The following is an 18,491-nucleotide window of genomic DNA, read 5'->3' on the forward strand; positions in this document are numbered from 1 at the left end:
CTCAGGGAATAGGGCAGCCCTCCACCTGTCCTATGCCGAGTTCCCGCTCGGCAAGCGGCGACCGCATTTGTGGTCGCCGCAACAAAATCGCGTAACAAAATCGCAGAATGTATCGACGGAACGCGGCGGTTGCAGCGATGGTGGCTTCCCCTGAGGGAGCATCAAAGCGGTGCCCTGCTCGGGTTGCACTCAGGATGAGAGCAGGCCGGTGTGGCTCCACCTACGTTTGAGACACCGGCCTCTTCGCCTGGGACGGAAAAATTCACACGGCCAAGCGCGAAGTTTGCATCGCCGCAGTTTTTCCAGAAGCTAAATTCTAAGCCGTCTTCTCAAGAAAGTCTGCCATCTCGGCGTTGTAGTAGACCTTGGTCCGTGGACCAGCAAGAATTGGGTCAATCATGCGGACGCACTCTTTGTAGTGCTCAGTCTTGCGATGGTCCTCCAGAGCCTCGGCCGATTGAAAGACTTCATAGATCAGGAACGTGTTTTCGTCCTGCGGATCGCGCAAAACATCGAAGCGCAGATTGCCGGGCTCGCGGCGTGTGCCCTCGTAGTTGATGCGAAAGGCTTGGAGAAATTCGGCCGCATGGCCTTCCTGGACCTTGATGCTGACCATCTGAATGAGCATGTCGTTTTCCTTGGTAAAGTTAGAGCGGCACGCTGGTGCGTGCGAAGAAAGGGTTTAGAGACCGGGAGCCTTCCACATGGCGGTGGTGACGCCTTCATCGACCAGTTGACGTTGAAGAGCGTAGGCTCGGGCCCAACGCTCGCCGGCATTGTCGTAGATCGCCTTGTGTTCGAGATTGGGTTCGAAGTGTCGGTCCCAACGAACCCAGCTTTCGGCGGCCTCGACGAAATTGCGGTGGAATCCAACGCCGATTGCCGCCGACGCGGCACAGCCGAGAGCAGTCGCCTCCTTGACGACGGGTGTTACCACCGGCAAGCCGGTTGCATCGGAGAGGATTTGTGACCAATGGGCGGACTTGGAGGCGCCGGCCGCAAAGACGATCTTGTCAGGTATTTTGCCGGAGAGTTTGAAAATGGCGGCAAGGTTGCGGGCCGCAACAATGGCGGCGTTTTCCTGCAGAGCGCGAAAGATTGCCGCCTTGCCGGATTTTTCCGGATCGATGGAGAGGTTCAGCAGTGACGGGGCCGCGTGATACCATTTTCCATAGTGCATCACGTCCGAGAACACCGGGATGATGCCGTACGCACCTGGAGGAACAAGGGCCGCCTTCTGCTCCAGCAAGCGATAGGCGTCGCCGCCGGGGCCGACGGTTGTGATTTCCTCAGCGCCGAAGCTGTCGCGGAACCACCGCATCACGATGCCGACGAAGAAGCTGATTGCCTCGGCCTGGTTGAGACCCGTGACGACGTGGGGGTTGATACGCAAATCCATCGACGGATCCGTAACAGACGGCGCCACATTGACCACCTGCTGCCAGAAGGTGCCACCAAGCACCGCGCAGTCACCTTCGTTGACGACCCCGAGACCGGCGGCGCCGATCTGGCAGTCACCGCCACCCATGACGACCGGCGTGCCGGCGGCAAGACCGGTTTCTTGCGATGCCTGCGAAGTAACGCGGCCGATCACAGCGCCCGGCTCGGCACTCGGCGGGAAGATATCGTCACGCATACCGACCTTGGACATGGCATCCGGAAGCCAGTTGCGCGCCGCCAAGCTATAAAGACCGGTCGTGCCAGCGTTCGAAGGATCGCTCGCGATCACGCCTGAAAGCCGGGCGAGCACCCAATCCGAAAGCATGCTGACGCGATGAACACGATCGTAGACGTCGGGAAGGTTGCGCTTCAGCCAGAGTAGACGGGGCAGGGCGCCCAGCGCAAAGGTTTGGCCGGATTGGGCATAGAGTTCCGCCTCAAGCTGCGGAAAGTCCTGCTTCAGGTCGCGAACCTCGTTGTTGGCGCGGCTGTCGACATTCGCGCAAGCCCAGATTTCGCGACCGTCGCGATCATAGGCGACAATGGCTTCGCGCATGCTGGTGGCACTGACGGCCGCAATATCGGCTGCCGGGATCCCCGCATCAGCAATGACGCGGCGGATCGCCCGCGCCAAAAGTGTCCAGTTGCCCGTAACATCGAAATCCATCGAGCCGGCAAAGCGCGGATCAGTCTTGTGCCACCACTCATGCTGGGCGCTGGCGATCTGGTTGCCGTCGTGGTCGAAGATGACGGCGCGGCCGCTGCCCGTGCCAGCGTCGACGGCCAGGAGATATCTTGCGTTCATCGTGATGCTCAGTCCTTGATCTCGAGCAGGCCGGCTGCGGTGGTTTCATCGGTGATGAGGATACCGACGAATTTTCCCCGCAATGCAGAATGGATGGCTTGTACCTTTTGCAGGCCGCCTGCCGCGGCCACGACCTTTTCGGCGCGCGACAGGGTCGCGAGCTTCACCCCGATCACGCGATCGTGCAGCGGCAGATCGAGCACCTCGCCCTGTTCATTGTAGAACTGACAAAGGATGTCTCCGACTGCGCCCTTGCGGCGCAGCGGCTCCACTTCATCAGGGGTGACATAACCGGAGCGCACGACCGTCGAGGCAGGCGAAAGCTCGCCGATACCAACGAGCTGAAAGGATGCGTTGAGCGCCATGTCGAGCAGGTTGGCGACTGCCGGTTCAGAGGAGAGGTTGCTTGCAACCTGCGGGTCTCTGACGACAAGAGGGGCGGGGACGAGATGGACGCTGCTTCCCCAATTGGCGGTGCGCATACCGTCTACATAGGTTCCGACGCCGCCGGTGAGGCTGACGAGGCCGATATCGCGTTCATTGGCGAGATGGCCGAGCCGCTGAATCGTGTTGCTGACGGTGGCGCCCCAGCCAACCGCCAGGAGGTCGCCATGCTGCAGGCGCTGCATGAGGAACTGGGCGGCCGCCTGGCCCAGACGGTCGCTCGGATCCTGATCGGGCAGTTGCGGCACGACATAGGCCTCCAGCAATCCGTAGCGCTCCTTGATCTGACGTTCGAGTGCCAGACATCCCTGATAGCGCGAATTGATGCGCACCTGGATAATGCCCGAACGCCGACCGCTTTCCAGAAGACGCGACACCTTGATGCGCGACATGTTCAGCCGTTCGCCGATCTCGTTCTGAGTCAAGCCGTCATTGTAGTAGTACCAGGCAATGCGGGTGAGGGTCTCCTCGTCCGCATCCGCGTAACTCCACTCGCCATTGTCCGAAGCCATGCGGCCCATTCCTTTGGGTTGTTGTGATCATTTGAATATTGCAAAAACATTTGATACGTCAACGGTGTTGAGCGCCGAAATAATTTATTGATCGGCAACCGACTGATATTGCGCGATTATTTGCGCGTCTGGTCCTCATGTAGTCATTTCCATCTCCGTTCGACACGGATGACCATATTGACGGTGGTAGGGCGTTATGATCACATGATGGTAACCGAATACATTTGAACAGGTGGGGAATGGTGAAGGAACAAGCGGCCGGGAAGGTCGCCCTTCTAGAGGACATCTGGAAATCCTATGGTGCGGTGCCGGTCTTAAAGGGCGTCTCGCTGGCGCTCGAAGCCGGAGAAGTGCACGCGCTTCTCGGAGGCAATGGCGCAGGCAAATCCAGTCTGATGAAGATTATGTCCGGAGTTATTCCGGCCAACTCCGGCCGCATCGAAATCAACGGCCGGACGTTGATGCATGCCTCGCCGGCTCTCGCCCAAGACCTCGGTCTCTATCTGGTGCCGCAGGAAGCGCATATCCTGCCAAACCAGACGGTTTTGGAAAATATCTGTCTGGGCTTGACGCTGTCACCACGCTCGCTGCGGCCTCGCGTCGAGGCGCTTGTTGCCGAGCTTGCCGTTGCGGTGGATCTCGATGCGCAGGCAGCATCGCTCGAGATCGCCGAACGGCAGATCGTCGAAATTCTGCGTGGCCTGGTGCGGGACGCGCGCGTCCTCATCCTCGACGAGCCAACCTCGGCTCTGACACCCTTCGAGTCGAGCGCACTTTTCGAACGTGTGCGAAAACTGCAGGGGCAGGGCGTCGGCATTTTCTTCATTTCCCACAAGCTGCGTGAAATCCGGGAAATCTGCAGCGCGATCAGCGTGCTTAGGGACGGTGTCATCGTGCTCTCGGGGCCGCTCCACGACCATACGGACGCCGAGATCGTGGAGGCAATGAGCCGTGTACCGCTTGCAGCCGGCAACGGACCCGCCAAGCTCGGGCGCAAGGTTGCGCAGATCGGTCAGCCGAGGCTCACGGTGCGCGGGCTGTCGGGAGAGGGCTTTCGCGACATCGACCTAGATGCCAGGGCAGGGGAGATCCTCGGTCTTGCCGGTGTCGTCGGTGCCGGGCGCACGGAGTTTGCCGAGACACTTTTCGGCCTGCGCAGACAAAGCGCCGGGAGCGTGCATCTTGAAGGCAAGGAGCTGAAGAACCGGCAGCCACGGTCGTGCATCAATCACGGCCTCGTCTATCTGCCGGAAGACCGCCAGCAGAACGGCCTTTTCCTCGAAGCGCCGCTCTACTGGAATGTCTCGTCGTATCTTATCCATCGCCTGCCGTTTTTCCTGCGGCCGGGAATTGAACGCCGGATCTTCGACGGCTTTCGCGACAGCATGGGCATAAAATGCACCGGCGCCGGCCAGGCAGCGCGTGGCCTTTCCGGGGGCAACCAGCAGAAGGTTCTCATGGCAAAATGCCTATCGGCGAAGCCGAAGGTGTTGATCCTCGACGAACCGACGCGCGGGGTGGACGTTGCCGCCCGCAATGACATCTACGGACTGATCCGCACGCTTGCCGGCGACGGCGTCGCCATCGTCCTCATATCCTCCGATTTCGACGAGATCGAGCAATTGGCCGATCGCGTTCAGGTCATGGCCTTTGGCCGACACGGCGGCGAACTCTCGGACGCGATCAGCGTGGATGCAATCGCCAGACTGGCCTTCGGCGCCTCGGAGGCTCATCATGCTTGATCTCTTCGCCCGGAACCGCGTTGTCACGCTCATCTTCATCCTGACCCTTGCCTACGCCGCAATCGGCGCAGCGGCGCCGGGCTATCTCTCCGGAGCAACGGTCTCGACCGTGCTGTCGAGCAGCCTGGTTTTGATGCTGATCTCGCTTGGCACCATGGTCGTTATCCTGACGCGCAACATCGATGTGTCGAGCGGCTCGGTGCTCGGTCTGAGTGCCGCAGTGCTTGGCCTCACGTTGAATGCGGGTCTCTGCCTGCCGCTCTCGATCGCCCTTTGTCTGCTCACCGGCGCGCTGGCAGGTGCGTTCAACGGGCTGATGGTCGCCTATCTCGGCATACCGTCGATCGTCGCCACCCTTGGTACGCTTGGTCTTTATCGCGGCGTCATGCTGGTCATGACCGGTGGACGCTGGATCGAGGACCTGCCGCAGGATCTGAAGGCGCTTTCCACCAATCTCGGCTTCGGTTTCTCAGCGCTGACAGTCGTCGTCGTTCTGCTAATCGTCACGCTCTGGATTTTCGTGCGCAAGACGCGTTTCGGCCGCTTCTTCTATGCGGTCGGCGACAACAAGGCGGCAGCGCACCACCTCGGCGTGCCGGTGCGGCGCGTCCAATTTGCCGCCTTCGTCGCGGCCGGATCTTGCGCCGCTCTGGCAGGCGTCGTCTTTGCCGCCCAGATCGGCTTCATTCCGAACCAGGCGGGCAACGGCATCGAACTCAAGGCGATCGCGGTCAACGTTCTCGGCGGTGTCAGCCTTCTCGGTGGCACCGGATCGGTCGCAGGCGTTGTCGCCGCCGTGATCTTCATCACCTCGATCGACAGCGCACTCGTCTTCCTGAAAATTCCCGCCTACTGGAACGACTTCATCGCCGGTGCGCTCCTGCTCTCGGTACTCCTTCTCGATGGCCGCATTCGTCAACTTATCGATCGGCGCATTCGTGCGCGCCGCTACGCCATCCACGATCGTGCGCCCGCCCACGATACTAAGTCTACAACATCCAGGATTGCGGAGACGAGCCGATGAAAAAGTTGATCTTCCGCTGGGAGACCGCGTTGCTCGCCATGCTGGTGGCGGAGCTTGCAATCTTCGGCATCATCAATCCGCGCTTTCTCAATCCCGCGAACCTGATCTACGGCACCTCGGATTTCGTCCAGATCGGCATCGTCGCCTTGCCGTTGACTTTGGTGATCATCGCCGGCGGCATCGACGTCTCCTTCGCATCGGCCATCGGCCTTGCAGCAATTGTGTTCGGAGTCGCGACTTTCTACGCCGTACCGCTGCCGCTATCGATCCTGATATCGCTTGCGACCGGCGCGGTTTGCGGCCTGTTCAACGCCAGCGTTATTCACCTGTCGAAGATCCAGCCTCTCGTTGTCACCCTCGGCAGCCTCTATCTGTTTCAGGGAACCGCGACCGTCGCTTCGGGCTTTGTCGGGGCCGGCGGTTACGAGGGGATCGGCAACTTCCCGGAAGCCTTCAATGGGTTCGGCTACGCACAACTGTTCGGGCTGCCCGCGACCCTTGCCGTATTTCTCGGGCTTGCATTCGTGCTCGTAGTGCTCCTGCATTTCACGCGCTTCGGCCGTGCCGTCTTTCTTGTTGGCCAATCGGAGAGTGCGGCTCGTTTCGCCGGCATTCCCGTGGCCACCATCCAGACCGTCACCTACGTCGTCACCGGACTTTGCGCCGCGGTGGCGGGGCTGGTGATGTCCGCCTATTTCGGCTCTGCGCGCGTCGATCTCGGAGCCGCGACACTGCTTCCAGCCGTCACGGCGGCCGTGCTTGGTGGTGCGTCGATCTACGGCGGGCAGGGGTCCATTCTCGGCACGCTGATTGCCACATTCGTCATCGGCTACCTGCAGCAGGGCCTGCAGGCGAGCGGTGTTTCAAGCCAGATTTCCAGCGCACTTTCGGGAGGGTTGCTGGTTATAGCGGTCGCACTGCGCCACGGAAGCGCTTTGCTTTCCGATTTCGTCGCCGTTGCCCGGCAACAGAAGAGCCGGGCGGCTGTCACCTCAGGAGGAGAAAGAAAATGAACAACACAATCGTCAAAACCGCCGCCCTTGCGGCCAGCCTTCTTGCCGGCACCGTGCTTGCATCAGGCACGGCGCAGGCCGAATCCCAGATCGCCTTCATCCCCAAGCTAGTCGGTGTCGGCTTCTTTACTAGCGGTGGGGCCGGAGCGGTAAAGGCCGGCGAAGAGGTTGGCGCCAAGGTCACCTACGACGGTCCGACCGAGCCAAGCGTCTCCGGCCAAGTGCAGTTCATCAACAACTATGTGAACCAGGGCTACAACGCCATCATCGTTTCGTCCGTTTCGCCGGATGGACTTTGCCCGGCCCTGAAGCGTGCGATGGAGCGCGGTGTGCTGGTGATGACCTGGGATAGCGACGTCAATCCGGATTGCCGGAGCTACTACATCAATCAGGGCACGCCAGAACAACTCGGAGGTCTGCTTGTCGACATGGCCGGCGAGGGCGTGAAGAAGGAGAAGGCGAAGGTTGCCTTCTTCTATTCGAGCCCGACCGTCACCGACCAGAACGCCTGGGCGGAAGCTGCCAAGGCGAAGATCGCCAAGGAGCATCCCGGCTGGGAGATCGTAACCACGCAATATGGCTACAACGATGCGCAGAAGTCGCTGCAGACGGCAGAAAGCATCCTGCAGACTTACCCCGATCTCGACGCGATCATCGCGCCCGACGCCAACGCCTTGCCGGCCGCAGCCCAGGCCGCTGAAAACCTGAAGCGGGCAGATGGCGTCACGATCGTCGGGTTTTCGACACCGAACGTCATGCGGCCCTACATCGAGCGGGGCACGATCAAGCGGTTCGGTCTCTGGGATGTGACCCAGCAAGGCAAGATCTCGGTCTTCGTCGCGGACCACGTCTTGAAGAACGGTCCGATGAAGGTCGGTGACAAGCTGGAAGTCCCAGGCGTCGGCACGGTCGAAGTCTCGGCCAACAAGGTTCAAGGCTACGACTACGAGGCCGAAGGCAACGGTATCGTGCTGCTGCCCGCACGGACCGTCTTCACCAAGGACAATATCGGCAATTTCGATTTCTGATCTTGCAAGTACCATGCCGGGCGGCCAGCGAATGGCCGCCCGTTCTCATTGTGGAAATGGATAACCGTCATGAAAAGCCGCTGGAACGACATCGAAGCCGAAAGTTACAAGGAGGCGGCCCGTGCCACCGGACATGATGAGGCATTGGGTATGCGCATCTATACCTCGCGCATCATAGGCGGCGATCCGGACCTCGTGCTGCACGGTGGAGGCAATACCTCGGTCAAGGTGACGGGCGAGGACGGCCGCGCGCTCATGCATATCAAAGGCAGCGGCTGGGATCTCGACACGATCGAGGCGCCTGGCCTGCCAGCGGTGCGATTGCCGGAGCTTTTGGCCGCGCGCGACGGGCCGAGGCTCTCCGATCCCGATATGGTCACCTTGCTGCGCGCCAATCTGCTGGATGCCAGCGCGCCCAATCCTTCGGTCGAGGCGCTTTTGCATGCCTTCATCCCCCACGAGTTCGTCGACCATACGCATGCAACCGCGATCCTGGCGCTAGCGGATCAACCTGACATGCGGGATGCCGTCGAGCGCATCTACGGCGGTCGCGTAGCCTTCGTGCCGTATGTGATGCCAGGTTTTGACCTGTCTATCGAAGCAGCTCGCATCTTTCAGGCCTACCCCAATTGCGAGGGCCTCTGGCTCGAAAGCCATGGGTTGTTCACATTCGCTGATACGGCGCGGGGTTCGTACGAATTGATGATCGAGTTTGTAACATTGGCCGAGGAGGAACTGGCGAGCAAAGGGATTAAACTGACCGGTCCGCAACAGAGCGACCGGGGGTCGGATAGTGTGCTGCAAACACACCTTATCGCAGTGCTGTCTGGAGAAGGCACGCCCTTTGCCTCCGGCGTTTCGCTGGACTATCGCTCAACGGAGGCAATACGTCAGCACGTGCGCAAGAGCAATGTCGAAGAGATTGCCCTTCGCGGCACCGTTACGCCAGATCACGTCATTCGCATCAAGCCTTGGCCGATGTTCATTGACGCAGGTGCGCGTGATCTCGAAATCGAACAGGCGCTGGAGAGTTACAAGGAGCGCTACCGCGCTTACTTCAATCGCCACGCCGCGCACTCAGCAGAGCCGAAAACCATGCTCGATCCCTATCCGCGTGTCGTGGTCGTGCGTGGAGAGGGCATGTTTAACATCGGCACCAACGTAAAGGCCGCCAAAATCGGCGGAGATCTTTGCGAGCAGGCGACACGTGCGATCAATGCTGCTGAGTCGTATGGCCGATTCACGCCAATTGGAGAGGCCGACTTGTTCGCCATGGAGTACTGGGTTCTCGAACAGGCGAAACTGAAGGTCACTCAGGCAAACTGAGCCGGAAGACGGCAGCGGCGATTATGGCTGTATCGGCGCATGGCAAACACAAGAATTGGCGCCGTTTTCCGCGTGGCTGCTTGACCGGGGATCGTCTCTAACCTGCGGGTATGCCGCATGCCATCGCCGCGCATCAACTGTTTTTTTACTTGAAGAATTCTTCGATATTGGCCGGAGTTTTTTGCCGGTTATGTTGGGTACGTTGCACCCAACTCCTTGGTCATGCTGGCGACGTGTTTTCGCGAGGCGGATTGCCAAACTCTAGTCCAGAAGCGACAAGCCACCGGACATTCGCGTGGTAGTTTTAGAAAAAAACATGCTCCATAATGGGTCCGGTCTTTAACTTCCTCTTGTTGTCTCACGGACAGTCCCTATTACCTGCGACGACACGCCCTCTACTTCCTCACTGCCGATCTTCGGGGCGTTCCTTGCCGATCTCCTGATTACCCCGCCGCAGAACTTGGAAGAGCATCTTTCGGCCTTGCTCCGTCAACAAGTCCGTACCCTCCTGCAGAGCCTCGCGCCATGCAGGTCCGCGCTCTTCGGCTTCTTCATATGCAAGTGCAAAGTCGGATGCCCGCCGCGTCTCGTAGAGAGCTTCGAAGAGGAGTTCGGCCTGTTTAAGGTCTTTGTCGCGCTTCAGAACGAAGTGGCCGTCCGTTCGGCGCTTGGTCGCAATGATAAGCTTGTGAACAGCGTACCGAGACGGCTCCGGAACATTAACCGGGATACCGCTCTTGTGCAGCAGCACCGTTCTCATCGGATCTCGGATGAGGAAGTCCAAGTAGCGCAGCGGATCTGCGCTGGCACCGCCGAGAGCGGGCATCGTTGACGGCTGATCGCTATAGTCGTCGGAACCGCGGTTGGAGGTCAGGAACTCCACCCTGTAGCCGCGCTTGGTTTGGAACGCACTCGACGCTGCCGATCCCGATCGATGCGGGACAGGCCGGAAGGTGGGATCGACCGAGCGCAGGAGATCGAGGATCGGGGGGAGGGAATCTTCGACCTCCCGGCTGACGGCGTAGTCTTGAGCGATGTCAGCATCGCCCGTTAGGATCGCCGCCATGGGCAGGCGCACGCCGAGGATGCCGCTGTAGGTCTGGAAGGCCACCGTGCCGATGAGGACGCCGCGGAGCCGAAATAGGCCTCCGGCTGCGAGCGCCTCGACGATATCGCCGGACATGGGGTCGGGCGCGATCATGCCTCCTTGCCGGGTCAGCGAGGCCACGATGCGCCTGCGATCCCGCAGACTGTCCTTGTCACGTTTGAAGTCCTCGACGCGCTGCGCGATCTCCTCATCGTCAGCAGGACCGACGTAGCGGCGCTTCTTGCCGCCCGAGCCATCCGGCATGTCGAAATACCAGTAGCGCTTGCCCTTGACCTCTGATGTGATGAAACGGCCCTCGGGCGGGAAGTCTGCTGTCCATGCCGCGTCCATAGTCCTCTGCGCCAGCTCAGCAAGCATCGTCTGGTACATGAGGTCAATGTTCTTCAACGTCATCTCCTTCGAGTTGTGACCGTTTACGCAAATATGGTCATAACAGAAAGGAGGCAGGACGGGAACAGGTTGGAGACGGTTGTAGCGTGGACCGGGGTTCCGTCCGTGGTTACGATTTGAGACCAAGGTATTCAGCACCTTCGAGAAGGCATTTATGGTCTATCTGTATTTAACCAATCTCGGGGAGCCTTGGATAGCAGTTATTTAGCTCCCTTGTCGATTTCACGTCGCGTACGGCGCCGTGTGCTTCGTCAGTGCAGAGCGTGACTGCATTGAGGCAACATTGCAGTCAATGAAATCGAATAGGAAGGTCTGACTATGGCTATCCTGACAGCCTGATGAAGTGCACCGTGCATTGCGTGTTCGGGCAGCTAATCACGGCCGCAGCACAGAGGCGGAAGTACGCGAGATTTTGGAACGTGCGGTAAAGTCCGAACAGCGTGTCCGCATAGGCGACGCCTTGGCTGAGTTGAGCGGGCGGCTTGGATTGTCCAATGAGGATTTTGAAGTGTTTGACCAGGTGCGAGACAAAGCGCGGGCTGAGCCAATGAAGCCGGCCCCGAGCCGCCAGCAGATCCATGACTTTGGCGAGATAATGAAAGGAAAGAACCGACGCCTGCGATGGCGCAAACCCCGTGACCTAAAAGGCACCTTGACCAGCCCATCGAGCTCGGCAAGCTTCTCGGCTGCCAAGGTTGGACCCAAATCGGTTCCTGCTCGCCTGCCATTGGAACCCGCTTGATTAAAGCCGGAGTCACGCCAGCGTGTTGGTTGTCCTCAAGGCTTCGTCGAGTGCCCTGCGTCCGTTCCCGGCAAGCCAAGATCGGAAAGTGAGTAGCTCTGGGTTGATCTCACGCATGGCGTTCAGATCGACACATTCTGCAAGCGGACCATCTTCCAAGCTCTTCGCCATGTGTGCGAGGTCCGCATTCGCCGCGAGAACGTCATCGGAAAAGCGTGCGTAGGCGATTGGACGACCGGCGCCTTCGGTAAGGGCGGCTTCAAGCTCGTGCCCCGTCACGCGGTCGCTTGCGATCTTCAAAGTCATGCCGCCGAAGCGGGTCTTGTCGGCAAACACCGCAGCAACGAATTTGCCGATGTCCTCCACCGCGGTAAGCTGGATTGAATGATCCGGTCTGATCAGGGATACCAATCGTCCCTCATCCAAACCGAAACCAGGTCGTACGAGCATTTCCATGAAGATCATCGGCCGGACGATGGTCGTGGTGATGCGGAGTTCTCGAACGTGCGCTTCGATGCGAGGCTTGGCATCGAAACGCGCGACACCTGTCAGTTCATCCCCAACGCTAGCGCCTGAAGAATAAACGAGATGGTCGACACCGATTTCGGCTGCCAGATCAGCAATTGAGATACCGTAGCGGACTTCGTCTTCTGCCGCTAAGTTGGCCGGCAGTACGCTGAAAACACCATAGGTGTCTTTCATAGCTGCGCGGATCACGTCCGTGTCTTCGAAGGCGCCCTGCACAAGCTCGACGCCTGTAATCTCCAGCTCTAAAGACGCGGCATCAGTGGAATTCAAAACAAGCGCGCGAACAGGCCATCCCACCTTCAATAAGGCTTTGGCAACAGATCCTCCCTGCCGTCCGGTGGCGCCGAAAACAAAAATTGGCTGTTTGCCATTGGTCATTGAAAACCCTCGTGTTGAACAACAAGGGTCATCCATATATACGAATGGAAAACCGCTGGAAGACGGCACATTTTTCAGCGTCAGGCACAAGGATGATACCCTTGGACAAACAACTCCATGCCGATGCGCTGCAAGGATCAGAGGGTAATCGGCTGTTCAGACCTATCCCGGCAAACGGGGTGTGCACGCTGCTGGGCGACAAATGGACTGTTCAAGTCCTTTGGCGCCTTTCGCTCGCGGAGGAGCATCGGCTCCGCTTCTCAGCCCTTAAGAAAGAGGTTGATGGCGTCACCCAGCGGATGTTGACGCTTACACTGCGCAATCTGGAGCGTAACGGCCTCGTTGTGCGCCATTATTTTCCCGAAGTGCCGCCGCGTGTCGAATATGAGCTGACCGAGATGGGCGGCGGGGCTTTGCGCGCCCTTGAAGGGTTCAACTTTTGGGTCCGTGATAATCTGCACACCATCCAGGAATACCGTCGCGCTTACGACGATGCCAAGTAGTTAACACAAGCGTCGTTTTCTACTCGACGACTGCGGGACTACCGGTAGTTCCTCCCGCAAGATCCGCTTTCGGGCAATTTTGCGCTGTTCACTGTCGGTGCCGACTATCTCATCAAACTCTGTGCTTGGTCGGAAATCAGCCGGCATGCGTATCGGCTGCGTTGCGAAAACATTATAGCTGGTCGAAGTTATAATGTTTCTGCGTAAACGTTATAACTCTCCTGCTGGCATTAGCCGCGGTCGATCTTTGCAAGAGTCTGCGCCCGGTCGAGAACGCACGTGGAACTCGGAACTGGGAACTCGTTCATCGTTCGTGTTCTGTCGAGCGCTTTTATTCCGGGTAGGGGAGGCCATAACGCTCGCGGACCGTTCGCTCTTCATACCGAGTGCGGTAGACGCCGCGATCCTGCAGGATGGGCACGACCTTGTCGATGAACTCCTCGATATCGTCAGGGGCGCGTGGTGGCTGCAATGTATAGCCATCCACGGTTCCGTCAGCCCAAAGATCAATGATGGCTTCGGAGACCTCCTCCGGCGTGCCGAGCAGCAGACGGTGATGGCCCTCCGAGCGGCGCACGACTTGTCTTGCCGTAAGCTTCTCGTGTTTCAGCAGGTCCGAGAGCCCGAGGCCCATGCCCACCGCCTGAAGCCGGTTGGGATCGGGGACGAAGCGTTCGGCATCGAGAACGGCATCCGGGTCAAAGCCGCCAGGATTGATACCGTTCTCCTTGGCAAACCTCGCGATCAGCGCGTCTTCAGAGCCGGCGCCGCTGAACAGTTCGTGCTTGCGCAACGCCTCCTTTCTTGTCTCACCGAGGATGACCACGAGCCCGGGCACGATGCGGATGCCGGCCGGATCACGGCCAAGGGCGGCAGCGCGACCTCTGACTTTCGCGCCGAATGCCCGGCCGGCGGCGCGGGAGAGGATATTGCAGTAGATAATTTCGCCATGGCGCGCGGCGAGATCAATCCCGCCCTCCGATGCCCCTGCCTGCGCGATTACCGGGTGACCCTGAGGGCCGCGCGGCACATTGAGCGGTCCCCTGACGCTGAAGTGGTCGCCTTCGTGGTCGATCGCCTGGGCGCTTGCCGCGTCCCAGAACCGATCGTCGGGGACGCTGCCCTCGCGGGCAGGATCCCAGCTTGCCCAGAGTTTCTTGGCGACATCGAGAAACTCGGAAGCCTTGGCGTAGCGCTCGTTGCGCGGTGGCAGGGGTGCCGAGCCGAAATTGGCGGCGACATTCGGGTTAAAGGACGAGACGATGTTGATGATCAGCCGGCCGCCGGAAGTGATATCCGTCGACTGGGTGCGGCGAGCCAGATTGTAGGGTGAGTTGTAGGTGGACGACATCGTCGCCACGAAGCCGATGTCGGGCACCTGTGCCGCCAGGGCCGTACAAAGGATCAGCGGGTCGATCGTGTGGAACGGCCGGCTGTTCGGGTCGGTCATCATCGCCGGATGGTCGGAGAAGAACACGGCGTCGAACAGCCCCCTGTGCGCGAGCTCGGTCAGGCGGCGGTAATAGTCCGGATCGTAGATGTCGTGACGGTCGCCAGTGCGGTATTTCCAGGCGGCCGGCAAATAGCCTGTCGTGTTGATGCCGACATTGAGGTTGAGCTTGCGCGTCTTGCGGGACATGCCAATCACTGTCCTTCAATAGGCTGCGGTGAAGCGGCGGCGGATGAACTGTCCTTGGTCCAGCTCATCGAGAATGGCGATGGCGAAGTCGGCCTCCGAAATGCGACTTTCGCCCGCTTCGTCGCGCAACAGCCGGTCTTCGCCAAGCCTGTAGGTGCCGGTTCTCTCGCCGGCCTTGATCGAAAGCGGCGGAGAGACATAGGTCCAGTCGAGATCGTGTTCGCCGCGCTTCAAGCTGCGCAGGATCTCGCGGTTGCGCAACGTATGGGCCTTGTGTTCGACGGGATAAAAGTCGCTGTCGACAACGTCGACACCGGGGCTCGCCTCCAGGCTGCCCACGCCGCCGACGATGATGATGCGGCGGACGCCCGCTTGCTTCACGCCGGCAAATAGCGCCGCGTGGGCATCTCGGATCAGTTCCGCGGCCACTTCTGCGGAATGACGGCGCAAACCTGGGCTATAGGCACTGATGACGGCATCGTGTCCTTTGACGATGCTTGCGACCGCGCTCGCATCGGCGATATCGGCCTTGCGCAGGGTGAGGCGCTCTTCGGGTTCGATGTCGGTGGACCGGGTGACGGCTGTCACACGACGGCCACGCGACAGCGCCTCCCTGCGGATATTGCTGCCGATGTTTCCGGAGGCGCCGAAGACGACGATGGACATGATCAGATCTTTCCTGGGATTAGAGTGCAGGCACCGACTTTAGCGGCCGGTTTGCCCCGACATTGCGTTGCATGGCTGAGAGCGAGGAGCGGACGGCCTCGTAGCCGTGTTCTCGCATGGCGTTCTCATAGTCGTGGACGGCTGCGATCAGCGGCTTGTCATGGCGTCGCGCGGCGACGAGCTCGCGAACCAGCAGACCGGTGTCGTAGAGCGCGGTGTTGCCGCCGAGAGCGCGGAAATAGGTCATCGCGTGGATCGCATCGCCGAGCAGCGTGACCGGACCGGGCTGCCATTTCGCGCCGGGCGTCGAGCTTTTGACCTTGAGGAAGGCGACCGTCGACGGATCGCTGTGGCGGATGAGCTTCAGGATGCGCTCGTCCCAATGGCCGATACGTTGAAGTAGCGCTTGCAGCAGGCCGGCGCCATCGAGCGTTTCAAGGAGTTCATCCGGTCCCAGTTCGTCCGTATCGTAAGCGGTGTTCCACCAGGTGTAGCTGGTGGTGTTGTTGAAATGGAAACCGGGGATGTTGCGATGATCGGGGTCTTCGGCGCCAATGAAATCGTGCCGGGCATAGGCGGCTGGATCGACCCGGTGGCTGGTGATCATCAGGCCACGGCCGTCGCTCGGGCGGATATTGGTGTTGAACTCGGTAAGAAGCGGTGAGATGTCATGGTGCGCAGCCGCTTCAAGGCTGATCTTGCCCGCCAGGCGCCGAACACCGGTATCGATGCTCTTCAGATCCGGCAGCAGTTGGCGGCGAACGGCCGACCCCGCACCGTCGGCACCGACCAGAAGGTTGGCGCGGACAGTCGAGCCGTCAGCAAAATGCGCGATAACCGTGCCGTCTGGGAGCGGTTCATAGCGCTCGAAGCGTTTGCCCGTATGGAACCTGCCCTTCAGCCCGGAAAGAAGGATCTGCCGCAGCGTGATCCTGCTCACAGACTTTTCGATATGCGTGTCCTCGGTCTCCCGACTTTCGAGCCCGGCATTATCGAGACGCTCGAAGCCCTCGTCGAGAATCAGGTTCTCGGTCGGGGCAAACCCGAGCGTGTCCAGAAAGACCTGGAAGAGATGCGTCGGCAGATTGGCCTGAAGTGCGTCGATGCCACGCTGGCGGATACGCATGCGAAAGCCTTGCACGTAGTCGGCCCGGCCCGGATCGCGTTCGAACACGGCGGCATCGATGCCGTTCTTCTTCAGACCCTGGGCCAGCGCAAGGCCGCCTGGGCCCCCGCCAATAATGGCGATGTCAACAAAAGAGATGCTCATGACTGTTACTCGCTGAGCGCTGCCTCTGCGGCTGCATGTTCGGAGATGAAGGCTGCGACACTGCGCGGTGGTCGGCCCAGCAGCGATTTCACGACATCGGTCGTCGTGGCCGCACGACCGGCAGCGATCAACTTCGCGAATTGCGCTATGGCACGGTGTTCGAAGTCGGCATCGCCTGATGCCGCCAAAGGGGGCTTCTCGACGACGGCAAACCGCCGCTTCAAAGTCGTCGAGAGCAGATCGGCGAGCTGGCGCGCGCTGACGATGTCAGGACCGGTGAGATTGAGTGTTCGCCCAGTGACGGTGTCGGCGAGAAGCTGATCGACGGCGACATCGGCGATATCTCGTGCATCGATGTAGCCGACACCGGCGTCGGGATTGGCCGCTGCCACCGTATCGGTAGCGATTGCCTGGCGGACGGCGTTGGCGAGCGAGACCTGCATCCAAGCATTCGGTCGAAGCGAAACGGTATCCAGTGCAAGACTGTTGAGGTGCCGCTCGACAGCGGCGTGGGCATCGCCGGAGATGGAATGACCGGGCGGATCGATGGTCCAGTCGGAACCTGAGATCTTGACGATGCGCCGGACGCCGGCCGCTAAGGCGGCATCGGCTGCGCTGATCTGATCGGTGACGAGCCTGGCGCTGATGGGCGACAGGAGCAGGAGCCGTCCGGCGCCGCGTACCGCGGTATCGAGCGAAGTACGATCGCCGAAGTCGCCGACGGCAATCTGTACGCTTTCGCCAAACAGGCGGCGTGCGGCATCGGGCCGGCGCGTAAGGATGCGAACCGGTTGTTTCAGAGCGGCCAGCCTCCGAACGATGAGCTGGCCGAGCTTGCCGGTGGCGCCGGCGATGATGGTTGTCGCACCGGTGACAGGAACTGCTGCTTTGCTCATGCGGCCGCCCGCCGTGATGCGGCCTCCAGCGGCCGGTGATCGATCCAGCCAAACACGTCGAAGTCGGCCGGAAGGAAGCCCCATTCGAGCAGGAAGCGTTTGAAGTGGTCGAAGGCAGCCAACTGCTCATCGTCGAGTGTCAGCTTGAGATGGCTGTGGACATCCGGACCATTCGCAGCCCGGATCGCGTCTTCGCCCACGCCGATTTCATTGGCGATGAAGCGCACCGCTTCATTCGGGTTCGCCTCCGCCCATTCGGCAACACGTGCGACCGTTGCGACAAGGCCCGTGACAAGGTCGAAATGCTCGTCGAGAAATTTGAGGTCGACGGTCAAGGGCCTCGGCGTACCGTTGTTGATGCGGATCTTTGCATCAGAGTGGAAGCCGAATTCCGAGACGACGACGGCGCCGATCTGATTGGCTAGCACCAAACCTTCGGCACCCTTGACGAAGAAGGCATCGATCTTGCCGCCCGCCAGCGCCAGAAGCTCGTCGCCGTAGGGATAGCGGCGCTTCAACCCGAGAAACGCGGCATTGCCCCTTTCGATCAGGTTTGCCTCGCTGCTGTCGAGATAGACCAGTTCGACATCGCGATGGGTGAGCCCCTCAAGCTCCAATGCGGACACGATGCCTTTCAACGCGGTGGCGCGCTGGAAGTCGACGATGGCTTCATTCGGTTTGCGCGGCACCCCGATGCGCCGGCCCTTCAGATCCGAGCCTTTGGCGATGCCTGAGCCGGGAAGCGCGATGATCGCCTGGAATTCGTCCGTGGTCGTAATGCCGACCACTCGGGTCTGCCGTCCGCCCGATCGTGCCCAAAGGGGCGGGATGTTGCCACCCTGGCGGAACGAGTGGTCCAGCGTATGGGTGAAATGGCTCTCGCGGACGGTCTGATCCTTGCTGTCGCGGATCGATCGAACCGCGACACCGGTGGCTTCGAACTGCCGATCGACCCAGCCGAGTTGGTGGGCGATCGACAGGGGCGTGGGGGCCGGGCAACGGGTGTACCAGACGGAATTGAGTGATGACATCGCGAG

Annotated in this window: 16 protein-coding genes and 1 pseudogene; 7 read left to right on the plus strand and 10 right to left on the minus strand. The window is 60.3% G+C overall.

Annotated features, from left to right (window positions below):
• Positions 1-316: 316 nt before the first annotated feature.
• Genes J3R84_RS32685 through J3R84_RS32695 form a run of 3 tightly spaced genes read right to left on the minus strand, consistent with a single transcriptional unit; the run spans position 317 to position 3,201 of the window.
• Entirely contained in the window at positions 317-628 is a 312-nt protein-coding gene (locus J3R84_RS32685; RefSeq protein ID WP_057209569.1) for an antibiotic biosynthesis monooxygenase, read from the minus strand.
• A 54-nt stretch (positions 629-682) separates the two neighbouring features.
• Positions 683-2,245, minus strand: a complete 1,563-nt coding sequence (gene lsrK, locus J3R84_RS32690; RefSeq protein WP_171520988.1) for an autoinducer-2 kinase — start codon at positions 2,243-2,245, stop codon at positions 683-685.
• An 8-nt stretch (positions 2,246-2,253) separates the two neighbouring features.
• On the minus strand, positions 2,254-3,201 hold the full coding sequence (locus J3R84_RS32695; protein ID WP_057209575.1) for a sugar-binding transcriptional regulator: 948 nt from the start codon (positions 3,199-3,201) through the stop codon (positions 2,254-2,256).
• Between the two features lie 239 nt (positions 3,202-3,440).
• Here J3R84_RS32695 and lsrA point away from each other — a divergent pair, with 239 nt between their 5' ends.
• The 5 genes from lsrA to J3R84_RS32720 all read left to right on the plus strand — a co-directional run bounded on the left by lsrA (position 3,441) and on the right by J3R84_RS32720 (position 9,334).
• Entirely contained in the window at positions 3,441-4,943 is a 1,503-nt protein-coding gene (lsrA, locus tag J3R84_RS32700; RefSeq protein WP_057225500.1) for an autoinducer 2 ABC transporter ATP-binding protein LsrA, read from the plus strand.
• Positions 4,936-5,967 carry an autoinducer 2 ABC transporter permease LsrC gene (gene lsrC / locus J3R84_RS32705; RefSeq protein WP_057209584.1) on the plus strand — a complete coding sequence of 344 codons (1,032 nt, stop codon included), beginning with the start codon at positions 4,936-4,938 and terminating at the stop codon, positions 5,965-5,967. Before lsrA ends, lsrC begins: the two co-directional genes overlap by 8 nt.
• Complete coding sequence (locus tag J3R84_RS32710; protein WP_057225502.1) at positions 5,964-6,980, plus strand: ABC transporter permease subunit; 1,017 nt, start codon at positions 5,964-5,966, stop codon at positions 6,978-6,980. The genes lsrC and J3R84_RS32710 overlap by 4 nt, the downstream gene beginning before the upstream one ends.
• Positions 6,977-8,008 carry an autoinducer 2 ABC transporter substrate-binding protein LsrB gene (gene lsrB, locus J3R84_RS32715; protein ID WP_171520984.1) on the plus strand — a complete coding sequence of 344 codons (1,032 nt, stop codon included), beginning with the start codon at positions 6,977-6,979 and terminating at the stop codon, positions 8,006-8,008. Before J3R84_RS32710 ends, lsrB begins: the two co-directional genes overlap by 4 nt.
• A 69-nt stretch (positions 8,009-8,077) precedes the next feature.
• On the plus strand, positions 8,078-9,334 hold the full coding sequence (locus tag J3R84_RS32720; RefSeq protein WP_203528364.1) for a class II aldolase: 1,257 nt from the start codon (positions 8,078-8,080) through the stop codon (positions 9,332-9,334).
• A 403-nt stretch (positions 9,335-9,737) separates the two neighbouring features.
• Here the strand turns inward: J3R84_RS32720 and J3R84_RS32725 are convergent, their stop codons facing one another.
• Positions 9,738-10,829 carry a nucleotidyltransferase family protein gene (locus J3R84_RS32725; RefSeq protein ID WP_171520982.1) on the minus strand — a complete coding sequence of 364 codons (1,092 nt, stop codon included), beginning with the start codon at positions 10,827-10,829 and terminating at the stop codon, positions 9,738-9,740.
• A 346-nt stretch (positions 10,830-11,175) separates the two neighbouring features.
• Between J3R84_RS32725 and J3R84_RS32730 the strand changes: the two are divergent.
• Positions 11,176-11,385 (plus strand): annotated as a pseudogene (locus J3R84_RS32730) (FitA-like ribbon-helix-helix domain-containing protein); the annotation flags it as partial.
• Positions 11,386-11,586: 201 nt separating this feature from the next.
• Here J3R84_RS32730 and J3R84_RS32735 read toward each other — a convergent pair.
• Positions 11,587-12,480, minus strand: a complete 894-nt coding sequence (locus J3R84_RS32735; protein WP_203528366.1) for an NmrA/HSCARG family protein — start codon at positions 12,478-12,480, stop codon at positions 11,587-11,589.
• Positions 12,481-12,572: 92 nt separating this feature from the next.
• On the opposite strand from J3R84_RS32735, the gene J3R84_RS32740 reads away from it, so the two are divergent.
• Positions 12,573-12,983: a winged helix-turn-helix transcriptional regulator gene (locus J3R84_RS32740; protein WP_171521023.1), complete on the plus strand. Its 411-nt coding sequence runs from the start codon at positions 12,573-12,575 to the stop codon at positions 12,981-12,983.
• A gap of 331 nt (positions 12,984-13,314) precedes the next feature.
• Here the strand turns inward: J3R84_RS32740 and J3R84_RS32745 are convergent, their stop codons facing one another.
• Genes J3R84_RS32745 through J3R84_RS32765 form a run of 5 tightly spaced genes read right to left on the minus strand, consistent with a single transcriptional unit; the run spans position 13,315 to position 18,485 of the window.
• Complete coding sequence (locus J3R84_RS32745; RefSeq protein ID WP_057213595.1) at positions 13,315-14,622, minus strand: NtaA/DmoA family FMN-dependent monooxygenase; 1,308 nt, start codon at positions 14,620-14,622, stop codon at positions 13,315-13,317.
• Positions 14,623-14,637: 15 nt separating this feature from the next.
• Entirely contained in the window at positions 14,638-15,288 is a 651-nt protein-coding gene (locus J3R84_RS32750; RefSeq protein ID WP_057213598.1) for an NAD(P)-dependent oxidoreductase, read from the minus strand.
• 19 nt (positions 15,289-15,307) lie between these two features.
• Positions 15,308-16,558: an FAD-dependent oxidoreductase gene (locus J3R84_RS32755; protein WP_203528368.1), complete on the minus strand. Its 1,251-nt coding sequence runs from the start codon at positions 16,556-16,558 to the stop codon at positions 15,308-15,310.
• A 5-nt stretch (positions 16,559-16,563) separates the two neighbouring features.
• Positions 16,564-17,454 (minus strand): NmrA family NAD(P)-binding protein, encoded by an 891-nt coding sequence (locus J3R84_RS32760; protein WP_057213605.1) that lies wholly within the window; start codon positions 17,452-17,454, stop codon positions 16,564-16,566.
• Positions 17,451-18,485, minus strand: a complete 1,035-nt coding sequence (locus tag J3R84_RS32765) for an ABC transporter substrate-binding protein (RefSeq protein WP_057209634.1) — start codon at positions 18,483-18,485, stop codon at positions 17,451-17,453. Before J3R84_RS32765 ends, J3R84_RS32760 begins: the two co-directional genes overlap by 4 nt.
• Positions 18,486-18,491: the final 6 nt, after the last annotated feature.

The sequence above is a fragment of the Ensifer canadensis genome, from assembly GCF_017488845.2.
In the GTDB taxonomy this organism is placed as follows: Bacteria; Pseudomonadota; Alphaproteobacteria; order Rhizobiales; family Rhizobiaceae; genus Ensifer; species Ensifer canadensis.